The following is a 12291-nucleotide window of genomic DNA, read 5'->3' as shown; positions in this document are numbered from 1 at the left end:
GGAGAGGGTTAGGGTGAGGGGGTCGGTAACGTCATTGCCTGGCGAATGCCGCACCACGCCTCAATGGCACGGCTTCGCCGTGCAGGACGCGAGGACTCCGTCCTCTATGGGGTTTCGCTCACCAGCCTCAGCGACTTCGGTTTGATCCCCTCTCCCCTTGCGGGAGAGGGTGAGGGGTCGGTAACAGTATTGCCTGGCGAATGCCGCCCCACGTGTGAATGGCACGGCTTCGCCGTGCAGGACACGAGGACTCCGTCCTCGACGGGGTTTCGCCACCGCTGCGCGGCTTGGCGAGTGACTTTTCTTTGCGTGGCCAAAGAAAAGTCACCAAAAGAAAGGCCACCCCCACTTGTTCGCCCTCCTGCGTCGGGTGCCCTCGGCTCACCCGTTTGTCCTACGGCACGCGCCGATGGGCCATCCCTGGCCCAGCGGCGCNGCGCTCGCTCGGCGTCCTGCCTCGCGGCCTGGACAAACGGGCTCACCTCAGCGAACAACAGGGGGCAACACCCAACCCGCGGCACCGAGGCCGGTTAACAGGCGTAGGGTGCACCAAGCGCAGCACATTGCACCAAGGTAACCGTCCCCTGCCTATTCGGGGCAACGATCGGGAGGGTTGTTATCTCTGATCCAGCCCCTCGCCCACCCCATGGCGAGACCAGATTGTCGCATCTATGCAACAGACTTCATAAACATGTTGCATAGGTGAAAAAATCATGGTGGGTACAACGGCAAGCGGCAGATATCCTTATCGGGAAACGGTTTTATATTGAAGGCCCGATAGTGAGTATTTCATCGTAATAACACCTTATTTCTCGAACGTCCGATTACGCTCCGCTAAGCGAATATACAGCCCCCGTCTAAAGCTATCGATATTTTATAAACTCACAAGTAGGAATCGACATGTATTTACATGAACTAAATGTTCAAGGATTTCGTTGTTTCAATGAAAATTTTAAAATTCAATTAACCAATGGACTAAATGTAATAGTAGGTGAGAATGGAGCAGGAAAAACAGCAATAATAAGCGCTATTAGACAACTCTTTCACGACTCTGAGTCTGGGAGATACAACATCAGCAGTGATGATTTTTTCAATTCCTTTGAATCAAGTGACAATCCATACCAATTCTTTTCCATTAGAGCAGAATTTGATAGTTTAGATTTAATTGATAAAGTGGCATTACTCCCGTGGGTTGGTTCAAAAAAACCGCTCAATTAAATTTACAAGTTGAAAATAAAGAAAGATTTGGTCGTTTTAAAAGATTGATTTGGGGCGGTAGTTCACGTAGTTCTCAGTTTGACCCAGAGCTTTTAGAACTTATTCAATGTGTATATTTACCGCCTTTACGCGATGCAGAATCAAAGCTATCCAATGGTCGTCAATCACAACTATCAAAATTGCTTAAAGCGATAAACCATAAAGAACTCATGAAATGCAAAAAGAATGGGAAATTACATCCACTTGAGGAGAAAATAAAAGATTTTAATACATCTCTTGCAACTGATGATGGCCTGAGCATAAAACATGCAAATGAATTGATAACAGAAAACCTCACAAAAGCAATAGGTTATCATTTTGGACAAAACACAAGAATACAGTTTGCTGAAACTGATTTCACTAGGATTGCGGAAAGTTTAACATTATTGTTTTTCCCTAATTTATCAACAGATGATAGAGAGCTATTCAGAAACCTAAACCAGAACAGTTTAGGATACAACAACCTATTATATATTGCATCAATTCTTGCAGAGATCACACTGAATGATGAGGCTGATGACCAGCCTCTTTTAAAGCTACTTCTCATTGAGGAGCCTGAGGCTCATTTACATCCTCAACTGCAAATTAGGTTACTTAACTACCTAAAAAATGTTGCTGAAAATAACAAAAACGTTCAAGTGATTGTAACTACCCACTCTACTGTTTTAGCTTCATCTGTTGACATTGAATCTATCATCCACTTATCAAAATCTCATAATCCTATTGCAACTCCATTAAAGAATTGTGGATTAAAGCCAAATAGCACTCAATTTATTAACCGTTGGTTAGATGTCACAAAATCCAATTTGTTATTTGCAAGTGGTGTGATTCTAGTTGAGGGTATTGCAGAACAAATGTTACTCCCTGCTATTGCAAGAATAGTGCTTAACGGTCAAGAAAATGGGAAGAATAGCCTTGAAGACTTAGGAATATCAACAATCAATCTCAATGGAATATATTTTCAACACTTCATGCAGCTATATTGTAATATCCAAACTAGTGACAATGAAGACACTGAACACTGTAATATTCCAATTAGATGCGCGGGGCTAACTGATTTAGATCCGCCCAAGACAATAAAAGTTAAGAACCCAAATGCAGCAACCGAAGATGAATCAAAAGAAATTGATGTCGATTTCATTCCATATGAAGGGAATTTAATGCATGGAACAAATCACGCAATAAAGCTGGTTGAATCAATTAATACTTCAACCCATGCTAGATTATTTGTTAGTAAATATAAGACTCTAGAATATGACCTTGCAATGGAGGGTAATAATGCAGCACTAATGTCTGAAATAATAGCCTCTCTGTGGCCTAAACCTATAAGTGGTAAAAGTCCAATAATTGATGAATTCACAACAATGTCGAGTGAGGACTGGACTAAAAAATCACAGAAAGAAGTCGCCATTGCAGCACATAAAATTCTTCATAGAATTGATGATGACAATATTGGAAAAGGCATGTTCGCCCAAATTATGACAGATAAGATTCAAGAAAACCCACAGAAATTTTCTGTCCCAAATTATATTAGAAATGCCATTCTCTGGGCATCATCATTAAACACCGTATAGGAGTTGATGTTCATGGAATTTACCGAAGAGCAATTGAAGTACATCAATTCCAGCATTAATAGACACACCTTTTTAGAGGCATGCCCCGGAAGTGGAAAAACTGAGGTTGTTTCTGCAAAAGTAGCAAAAGAGATTAGTTCTTGGGATAAGTATCCCGGTGGAATTGCAATATTATCTTTTACTAATAGTGCTACCGATGAACTAACGCATAGAATATCAACACACCTATTGCAAGCAAAGGTAATGTTCCCCCACACTCTCGGAACATTTGATAGTTTCATCTATAAAAATATTGTTTCCCCATTAGTAACAGAGTTGACAAAATATATAGGAGAAGGAAATGATTCATCAATTAAAATAATTGATACATCTGTTACGTTGGGTTATAGGACAAAGTATAGTTATGCAAAGAGAGGGAATATATATGCCCATCACTTTTCTTTTGACATGAAAAACGATGGCATTATATTTAACACCGGGGATCCGATAACAGATAAAGCTCTAAGTAAACTTACGCTAACCGACTGGCAAATTAAAGATTTTCAAGACACTAAATTAAAAATGTTTCAAGGGGGATTTGCTACCTATAAAGACATTGAATATCTAGCTATCATGGCTGTCAATGATCTCAAGTTCAAACAATATTTCGAGTTACTTGTAAAACGCTATCCATTGATTATTATCGATGAATGCCAAGACCTATCAGAAGAGCAACTGACTATCCTTCAGGCTCTTGCAAACAATGGGGCCATATTGCATTTTGTGGGGGATCTTCATCAAGCTATCTATGGCTTCCGCGATGTTGAGCCAATTAAAGTTACAGAGTTTGTTACCAACAATGATTTTTTACACTTAAAGCTAACTAGAAATTTTCGTAGTTGCCAAAATATCATTAATGTTTGTGCCAAAATCACCGGCCGCTCGGATATAATAGGAAATATATCTTGGCTCGAACAAAGATGCATAGTGATGCAATATGAGGTCTGCCCTACAGAACTTGTGAGCAGCTTTGATAAAATATTTTCTCAATTCGAGAACAACGTAATTTTATCAAGAGGACACGCTATCCTGCAAAAGTTCCAGACTAATATAGAAACGTTAAATAATATACAAAAGCTAGCTCTGTCGATTAAATTGTTTGATGTTGATGACCCTGATAACCTGAATACATCTATACAACTTTTCTCCGAATTTATTAGTCATCACCTTAAGGAAAGCTATAGACCTAATAGTTTTAATTGTCCTCAATCAATCTCTTCCAATCTTATATGGCGAAAGTTTTTATGTGCTTCATTGAACTATCTAGTAAATAATAATCTAAAAACTATGAATATATCATGGTCTGTATGGACTAAACGAACAAAGCAACTTATTCACTCCCTATCAAAACAAGAATTTTGCTCTGATTTAATAGCCAAATCGATATCTAGCTTAGATGATGTAAAGTTAGTTTCTCCTTCCGGATTGTCAGAAGAAGAAGTAACAACTACTTTAGGCACAGCGTTCAAACCAATGATTTCATACCGAAAATCAACAATTCACGGAGCAAAAGGTGAAACACATGACGTCACAGTCGTCATATCATCGCCACAAGCAGGCAATGACTCTAACTGGCTAAATTGGATTAAATCTCCAGATACAGAATCAGCAAGATTTGCTTATGTCGCGTCATCTAGACCTAAACATTATTTAATCTGGGCAGTAAAAAAACTAAAGGAAGCTGAAAAAGACAAACTAAAAAACATAGGTTTCTTCATACATTAAAATGCCATCAAGCATCCCACCTAAAAATCTCTATATTACTGTAACTGCCAAATATAAACTGCAGCCTTGAGCTGCGGTTTATATTTCTATTCCCCAAACATGCTTTGATCAAACCCAAACCTATTCCCCTACCCCCTTGCACTGCTCTCCCCTTTCAGTGGAAAAGGCAGTTAATCGGAACACTAAAGCCACGGGCGAGCACGGTATCGGTTCCCCCTGCAAACCGCCGAGTCGAGTTCAACGGGTCAGGAGCGCCATCAGGGATGATGGCGCAGCCGCAACCGGCATAGGGGCCATATCGGATCAGGCCGAGCACTGCTCGTCCCCGATTTGGCGCGAGAACAAGGATGTTCGAAGCGGGCGGTTTGCCGGGGGGAAGACTTTTGGTGTTATTTGCCAAAGAGAGCGGGTCTTTCCAAAGTCACTCGCCAAGCCGCGCAGCGGCGGCGAAACCTCTTCGAGGGCAAAGCCCTCGCGTCCTGCATGGCGAAGCCATGCCATTAAGGCGTGGGACGATATTCAGCCAAGGAATGACGTTAGTCCCCTCACCCTTGCCCTCTCCCGCAAGGGGAGAGGGGATCTGAGCGAAGGATGCCGAGGCTTCGGCAAACCACAAAAAACCGCAGCCTTGATCTGCGGTTTTTATTTCTATTCCCCAAACACTTTTTCACTCAAGCCAAAGCCCTATTTCCCCAACCCCTTGCACTGCTCTCCCCCTGCGGCGGGATAGGCGGTGAGCGTCTCATAGAGGGCGGCGCGCAGGCTGCCGGATTGGCAGAAATCACAGCTGCCGCCAGCGTCGATATCGGTGATGCGAGCTCCTTGCGGCCCGTCCAGTACCAGATAGGTGCTGACAAAACGGTAGGTGCCGCTGGGGGCATCGAGCGGGGTGCCCGGCTCGCCAAAGGTAAAGCGCACCTTGACCTCGCTGCGATCACGGCTGCCGGCGATGGCGCGTGACGAGAGTATCTCAGAGCCCAGCAGGTGATCCCAGGCATTGGGCAGGAAGGGGTTGCCCTCGACGAAGGGGGGCTTCTCGTCCGGGGCTTCGCGGGCGGCTATTTCGCGCGCCTTGGAGGCGGCATTGAGCAGGCAGAGCAGCTCGGGGGAGACGATGTTGGGCAACGCACCGCCCAGGTCTGCCTGATAGAGGCCGCTCGGTTTGACTTGGCGCTCCCAGTCGAGAAACTCGGCCACCTTGGCGCGTACTTGGGCCTGCATATCGGGGGCAGTGGCGGCCACAGACAGCCCGGACGCCAGCAGAGGCAGGGCCAGAAACGGCATCCAGTTCAACTTCATGACGTCATCTCCTTGTTATTCTTGAAAAACAGAGCCGCCATCGGGCCGGTTTATGCCGTATATTGGCCCTCTCCCTACCACAAAGGAACTGCCTCTTGAGACCCTATCCCGCCCTGTTGCTCTTGCTGGCAACCACTGCCGTTCAGGCCGAACAGGATTGTACTGCGCCGGTGACACAAACCGACATGAACATCTGTGCGTTTCAGGATTACCAGCGAGCCGATGCCAAGCTCAATGCCGCCTATAAAAAGCGGGTTGCCCCCCTGGAGAAGGCACAGCTGGAGAGGCTGAGAACTGCGCAACGGGCCTGGATCACCTTTCGCGATGCCCAGTGCCGTTACGAGGCCGGCGTCTATGAAGGGGGATCAATGGCGCCCATGGTCCACAGCAGTTGTCTCACCCAGTTGACCGAGGCGCGCACCAAAGACCTGAACACACTGCCGGACCAGCCATGATCAGAGGCGCCAACCAGGTCAGGTAGGAACTGGGGGCAAGTAACAGACGGCTTGCAGGCACTCCGGTGAGTCATGATGCGAGCCCCCCTCACCCTGACCCTCTCCCCCAAGGGGAGAGGGGATCAGACCGAAAAATGCCGAGGCTTCGGCAGGCCACAAACAAAAACCGCAGCCCTCGGGCTGCGGTTTTTTTATTGGGTCAACCTGTTGGCATCAGGCACCAACAAGGACAACCGGCCTTAGGCACGGCGCCAGCTGGTCTTGCCAGCGCTGTCTTCCAGCACGATGCCCATCTCGGTGAGACGGTTACGGGCGGCATCCGCCGCGGCCCAGTTCTTGTCGGCGCGGGCCTGATTGCGCTCGGCGATCAGGCGCTCGATTTCGGCGACCTCTTCGTCTGCTTCGTCACCCTTCAAGAAGGCATCCGGATCCTGTTGCAGGATGCCGAGCACGGCGCCCAGCTCCCGCAGGCGGGCACCGAGGCCGGCGGCGACCGCGATGTCTTCGGCCTTCTGGCGGTTGATCTCGCGCACCAGATCGAACAGGGCGGAGTAGGCTTCCGGGGTGTTGAAGTCATCGTCCATGGCATCTTTGAAGCGAGCCACCTGCTCGTCGCCACCGGCAGCAGCGGCCACCGGCAGATCGCGCAGGGCGGTGTACATGCGCTCCAGGGCGGCGCGGGCTTGCTTCAAGTTATCTTCCGAGTAGTTGAGCTGGCTGCGGTAGTGACCGGACATCAGGAAGTAACGGACGGTTTCGGCGTCATAGTGGGCCAGCACGTCACGGATAGTGAAGAAGTTGCCAAGGGATTTGGACATCTTCTCTTTATCCACCATCACCATGCCGCTGTGCATCCAGGTGTTGACGTAGTCGCCGCCGTGGGCGCAGCAGGACTGGGCTATTTCGTTCTCGTGGTGCGGGAACTGCAGATCCGAGCCGCCGCCGTGGATGTCGAAGTGGTTGCCAAGGTGCTTGGAGTTCATGGCGGAGCACTCGATGTGCCAGCCAGGGCGACCCGGGCCCCAGGGGCTGTCCCAGGTCGGCTCGCCCGGCTTGGACATCTTCCACAGCACGAAGTCGAGCGGATTGCGCTTGGCATCCACCACGTCGACCCGGGCGCCGGCCTGCAGCTGCTCCAGATCCTGGCCGGAGAGCTTGCCGTAGTCGGCGTAGGACTCGACGATGAACATCACATCGCCGTTGTCCGCCACGTAGGCGTGCCCTTTTTCCAGCAGGGTTTCAACCAGGGCGATGATCTCACCGATGTGCTGGGTGGCGCGGGGTTCGATGTCCGGACGCACCATGCCGAGGGCGTCGAAATCCTGGTGCATGTCACCGATGAGGCGCTCGGTGAGATCGTCACAGGTCACGTGCGTTTCGGCGGCGCGCTTGATGATCTTGTCGTCCACGTCGGTGACGTTGCGCACATAGGTTAGGTCGTATCCTGCATAACGCAGGTAGCGAGCGACGACGTCGAAGGCGACGAAGGTACGGCCATGGCCGATATGACAGTGATCATAGATAGTGACGCCACACACATACATGCCCACCTTGCCCGGGTGGATAGGTTTGAATTCTTCTTTTTGACGAGTGAGTGTGTTGTATATCTTCAGCATCTTATGACCACTGCCTGTGAGTAAAATGGCCTGTCATTCTAACCGCATCCGGTATAGAAAACGAGGCAGAAAAAGCCCCCTCTCCCCCCTGCCATCTATGCCGCAGGGCCTTGATGGGCTAGAATTGCCACCACTTTATGCCATACACCTGCGGGCACCTTGCTGCCCGCGTCAAAATGAAAGGACAACTCATGGTTACTCTGCACACCAACCACGGCGACATCACCCTGACCCTGAACGCGGAAAAAGCCCCGGAGACCGTGGCCAACTTCCTGCAATACTGCCGTGACGGTCACTACGACAATACCATCTTCCACCGCGTCATCGACGGCTTCATGATCCAGGGCGGCGGCTATGCCCCGGGCTTCGAAGAGAAAGAGACCCGCGCTCCCATCAAGAACGAGGCGGCCAACGGTCTGTCCAACAAGGTCGGCACCATCGCCATGGCCCGCACCATGGAGCCGCACTCCGCCAGCGCCCAGTTCTTCATCAACGTGAACAACAACGACTTCCTGGACTTCAAGTCCGCCACCACCCAGGGCTTCGGCTACTGCGTGTTCGGTGAAGTGACCGCCGGCATGGACGTGGTCAACAAGATCAAGGGCGTGAAGACCGGCAACTACGGCCGCATGCACCAGGACGTTCCGACCGAAGACGTCGTGATCACCAAGGTGACCCTTGCCGAGTAATCCCTGCCTGCCAGGCTCTGATACCACTGCGGCCCCGGCCGCAGTTTTTCCATCTGCCGCCCCCAACTGGCGCCGCCTCGACTATCTGGCCCAGGGCAACGAACGTCAGCGCTCGGCCCACGCCCTGCTGAGCGGCGGCCTGTGGGATGAGCTTGGCACCTTGTGCAACGATCTGGCCCTGGTGAGCACGATCGCCATCGGGCTGGATAGGCCCGGCAGCGATCTCGACATCCTCTGCCAGCATCCAGACCCGGCCTTCCTTTCCGCGACACTGGCAGCACAAGGCTGGCAGGTGCGAAGCAAGGTCGAGCAGGTCTGGATCGCCGAGCAGCAACGCCACGGGCCAGATGGCCAGTGCTGGCCAGTCGAGCTCTACCTCACCCCTGATCCCCTTGAGGCGTGTCATGGCTGGCGCCACCTCAGCCTGATGGCCGCCCTGCTTGGGCACTTTGGCGCCCCCTTCCACCTGGAGGTGCTGCGCCTGCGTGTTGATGAAGGGCTCAAGGGGGAAGCGGCCATGTGCCGCCTGCTGGGCCTGTCCGGCGACCCTTACGAGGCGTTGCTGACCCTGGAGGACATCAACCTTGCGGGGATCTGCTGCCCTTCCCTCCCCCACCCGCTCGACGAGCAAGGTCACAGGCCTTGTCCGCCCCCAGGCGGGACTCTCTTACCATGATGCCCAGGAACTCATGAGCACCCTCTTTATCAGTGACATTCACCTCAGCCAAGGCAGGCCCGACATGACGGCGGCCCTGGTGCGCTTTCTGGCCGAAGACGCGCCCGGGGCCGACGCCCTCTATGTGCTGGGGGATCTGTTCGAATTCTGGATTGGGGACGACGACCCCAACCCGCTCCACCGCGAGGTGGCCGATGCCTTTCTCGCCCTGAGCCAGCAAGGGGTGCCCCTCTATTTCATTCACGGCAACCGCGACTTCCTCTTGGGGCGCCAGTTTGCCAAACGGGCCGGCATGACCCTGCTCGGCGACCCCTGCGTCATCGAGCTGTACGGCGAGCGGGTGCTGCTGAGCCACGGGGATCTGCTCTGCACCCGGGACGAGGGCTACCAGAAGTTTCGCCGCATCACACAACTCAAATGGCTGCGCTGGCTCTTCCTGCGCCTGCCGCTCTCGCGCCGCCAGGCCATCGCCCACAAGATGCGCGGCCAGAGCCAGATGGAGAATGCCCAGAAGAGCCAGATCATCATGGACGTGACTCCGGAGGCGGTGGACGAGATGCTGCGCCAGCACGGCTGCCGCCTGATGATCCACGGCCACACCCACAGACCCGCCATCCACGACTTCACCCTGGATGGGCGTGCGGCGCGGCGCATCGTGCTGGGGGACTGGTTCGAGCAGGGGTCGGTGCTGGTGTGCTCCCCCGCCGGGCAGCGCCTCGACACCCGCGCGCTTGGCTGAAGTCCTCTGCCTGCCATGGTCAGGAGCGAGTCTCATATGACCGTTTCTGACTCACGCCGTGCTGCGGCGGGATACAAGCAGGATCCCTGCATATACTCTGGTTCTCTGCACACAACGAGGAGAAGAGCATGGGATTTCTTACTTGGGTGGTACTGGGGCTGATCGTCGGCATCCTGGCTAAATGGATCATGCCGGGCAAGGATGGCGGCGGTTTCTTCATGACGGTGATCCTGGGGGTGGTCGGCGCCATGGTGGGGGGCTATGTCAGCACCCTGCTCGGGATGGGAACGGTCACCGGCTTCAACCTGCCGAGCATCATCATCGCCACCGTTGGCGCCCTGATCGTGCTGTTTGTCTACAACAAGCTGCGCAGTTGAGGCGCAGCCACCCATCGATGCGAGGGCGCCACTGGCGCCCTCGCTGTTTTCTGCCCCGCTGGCTCCAGCTTGTCTCGACTACCCGATCTCATCCACTCGTTTCGTCCGTTCGATGCCGCGCTTGCATCATTTCTAGTTGAGGCGTCTAATAAGCCCCATGCAAGCCAATGACCCCCTGCCCCGCCGCCCTCGCGGCCGCCCTGCCCAGCACGGGCACACCTATGCCGACACCCGGGATCTGTTGATCCGCCGGGGCATGGAGCTGCTGACCGAACAGGGCATCGCCGCCACCTCCATCGAGCGGGTGTTGCAGTCGACCGGGATCCCCAAGGGCTCCTTCTATCACTACTTCGCCACCAAGCACGACTTCACCCTGGCGGTCATGGATGCCTATCACCACTACTTCTGCCGCAAGCTGACGCGCTATCTGGAGGATGAGAGCCTGCCCCCCCTGGCCCGTCTTGTTGCCTTCGTCGACAGCGCCTGCCGGGGCATGACCCGGTTTGCGTTCCAGCGGGGCTGCCTCGTGGGCAACCTGGGTCAGGAGGTGGTGCAGCTGTCCCCCGAGCTGCGCCTGCGCCTCGAGCAGATCCTCCTCGACTGGGAGGCGCTGCTTGCCCGCTGCCTGAGGGACGCGGTGACGGCGGGGGAGCTGCCCCCTGATTGTGACTGCCCTGCCCTCGCCCATCAGTTCTGGATCGGCTGGGAAGGGGCCGTGCTGCGCGCACGCCTGGTGGGCGATACCGAGCCCATGCTCTCTTTTCTCAATTTTTTCATGAAGTTAGCAAAGTGATTTTTTTACGAAGATTAATAGTCAGTCAGTCCAATTAATGGGAGTAGACAAGATGTTCAACGGTATTCTGATCGAGAAAGACGAGGCGGGTTATCGCGCCAGCTACCAGAGCCTCTCCGAGGAGATGTTGCCTGCCGGGGATGTGACCGTGGCGGTAGAGTGGTCTTCCCTCAACTACAAGGATGGCCTGGCCCTCACCGGCGCCGCCCCCGTGGTACGCCGCTTCCCTCTGATCCCCGGTATCGACTTTGCCGGTACCGTGCTGGAGAGCCAGCATCCCGACTGGCACCCCGGCGACAAGGTGGTGCTCAACGGATGGGGCGTGGGCGAGACCCACAGCGGCGGGCTGGCGGAGCGGGCACGGGTCCGGGGCGACTGGCTGGTTGCCCTGCCTGAGCGCTTCCAGCCCCGGGACGCCATGGCCATCGGCACCGCAGGGTACACCGCCATGCTCTGCGTGATGGCGTTGGAGAAGCACGGCATCACCCCCGGTGACGGTGACATTCTGGTGACGGGCGCCAACGGCGGCGTGGGCAGCGTGGCGATCACCCTCCTGGCCAAGCTGGGTTATCGAGTGGTGGCCGCCACCGGGCGGCTGAACGAGGCCGACTATCTGACGTCCCTCGGCGCCGCCGAGGTGATCGATCGCGCCGAACTGGCCACGCCGGGACGCCCGCTGGGCAAGGAACGCTGGGCCGGCGTCATCGACACCGTCGGCAGCCACACCCTGGCCAATGCCTGCGCCACTACCCGCTACGGCGGCGCCGTGGCTGCCTGCGGTCTCGCGGGAGGGATGGACTTCCCCTCCACCGTCATGCCCTTCATCCTGCGCGGCGTCACCCTCTATGGCATCGACAGCGTGATGGCACCGCGCTCGCTGCGCCAGCAGGCCTGGGCCCGACTGGCCGAGGATCTCGACCTGACCCGCCTCAACCTCCTCACCCGGGAAGTGCCCCTCTCCCAGGTCGTGACCCTGGGGGATGCCTTCCTGGCAGGCCAGGTGCGCGGCCGGATCCTGGTCAATGTCCAGGGGTGATGACTGACGCGATATG

General features: G+C 53.8%; 12 protein-coding genes. 10 read left to right on the top strand and 2 right to left on the bottom strand.

Going from position 1 to position 12291, the window contains the following annotated elements:
- The first annotated feature begins 900 nt into the window (after positions 1–900).
- The 3 genes from AB5Y51_RS03465 to AB5Y51_RS03455 are packed head-to-tail and all read left to right on the top strand — an operon-like array spanning position 901 to position 4595.
- A complete protein-coding gene (locus AB5Y51_RS03465) occupies positions 901–1218 on the top strand; it encodes an AAA family ATPase (RefSeq protein WP_368178065.1) in 318 nt (105 codons plus the stop codon).
- A complete protein-coding gene (locus AB5Y51_RS03460) occupies positions 1188–2831 on the top strand; it encodes an ATP-dependent endonuclease (protein WP_368178064.1) in 1644 nt (547 codons plus the stop codon). The genes AB5Y51_RS03465 and AB5Y51_RS03460 overlap by 31 nt, the downstream gene beginning before the upstream one ends.
- A 12-nt stretch (positions 2832–2843) precedes the next feature.
- A complete protein-coding gene (locus AB5Y51_RS03455) occupies positions 2844–4595 on the top strand; it encodes a UvrD-helicase domain-containing protein (RefSeq protein ID WP_368178063.1) in 1752 nt (583 codons plus the stop codon).
- Between the two features lie 684 nt (positions 4596–5279).
- On the opposite strand, the gene AB5Y51_RS03450 is transcribed toward AB5Y51_RS03455, so the two are convergent.
- Positions 5280–5894 carry a hypothetical protein gene (locus tag AB5Y51_RS03450; protein ID WP_270671592.1) on the bottom strand — a complete coding sequence of 205 codons (615 nt, stop codon included), beginning with the start codon at positions 5892–5894 and terminating at the stop codon, positions 5280–5282.
- Between the two features lie 95 nt (positions 5895–5989).
- Between AB5Y51_RS03450 and AB5Y51_RS03445 the strand changes: the two genes are divergently transcribed.
- Entirely contained in the window at positions 5990–6349 is a 360-nt protein-coding gene (locus AB5Y51_RS03445) for a lysozyme inhibitor LprI family protein (RefSeq protein WP_319915799.1), read from the top strand.
- Positions 6350–6588: 239 nt separating this feature from the next.
- Here the strand turns inward: AB5Y51_RS03445 and cysS are convergent, their stop codons facing one another.
- The gene (gene cysS, locus AB5Y51_RS03440) at positions 6589–7965 is read right to left on the bottom strand and encodes a cysteine--tRNA ligase (RefSeq protein WP_323907827.1); all 1377 of its coding nucleotides are present in this window, start codon (positions 7963–7965) and stop codon (positions 6589–6591) included.
- A gap of 191 nt (positions 7966–8156) precedes the next feature.
- On the opposite strand from cysS, the gene AB5Y51_RS03435 reads away from it, so the two are divergent.
- From AB5Y51_RS03435 to AB5Y51_RS03410, 6 genes are all read left to right on the top strand, one after another.
- Complete coding sequence (locus tag AB5Y51_RS03435; protein WP_010675220.1) at positions 8157–8654, top strand: peptidylprolyl isomerase; 498 nt, start codon at positions 8157–8159, stop codon at positions 8652–8654.
- A complete protein-coding gene (locus AB5Y51_RS03430) occupies positions 8644–9330 on the top strand; it encodes a DUF4269 domain-containing protein (protein ID WP_368178062.1) in 687 nt (228 codons plus the stop codon). Before AB5Y51_RS03435 ends, AB5Y51_RS03430 begins: the two co-directional genes overlap by 11 nt.
- Before the next feature lie 13 nt (positions 9331–9343).
- The gene (gene lpxH, locus AB5Y51_RS03425; RefSeq protein ID WP_201972469.1) at positions 9344–10069 is read left to right on the top strand and encodes a UDP-2,3-diacylglucosamine diphosphatase; all 726 of its coding nucleotides are present in this window, start codon (positions 9344–9346) and stop codon (positions 10067–10069) included.
- A gap of 128 nt (positions 10070–10197) precedes the next feature.
- Positions 10198–10446, top strand: coding sequence for a GlsB/YeaQ/YmgE family stress response membrane protein (locus AB5Y51_RS03420; RefSeq protein ID WP_010675223.1), 249 nt, complete (start codon positions 10198–10200; stop codon positions 10444–10446).
- A 157-nt stretch (positions 10447–10603) separates the two neighbouring features.
- The gene (locus AB5Y51_RS03415) at positions 10604–11239 is read left to right on the top strand and encodes a TetR/AcrR family transcriptional regulator (RefSeq protein ID WP_039041196.1); all 636 of its coding nucleotides are present in this window, start codon (positions 10604–10606) and stop codon (positions 11237–11239) included.
- A 52-nt stretch (positions 11240–11291) separates the two neighbouring features.
- On the top strand, positions 11292–12275 hold the full coding sequence (locus AB5Y51_RS03410; RefSeq protein ID WP_368178061.1) for an MDR family oxidoreductase: 984 nt from the start codon (positions 11292–11294) through the stop codon (positions 12273–12275).
- Positions 12276–12291 lie beyond the last annotated feature (16 nt).

This window comes from Aeromonas sp. R7-1 (genome assembly GCF_040908115.1).
GTDB classification, from domain to species: domain Bacteria; phylum Pseudomonadota; class Gammaproteobacteria; order Enterobacterales; family Aeromonadaceae; genus Aeromonas; species Aeromonas caviae.
The sequence above is the reverse complement of the archived record's forward strand: the minus strand, read 5'-3'. Positions and strand labels throughout refer to the sequence as shown.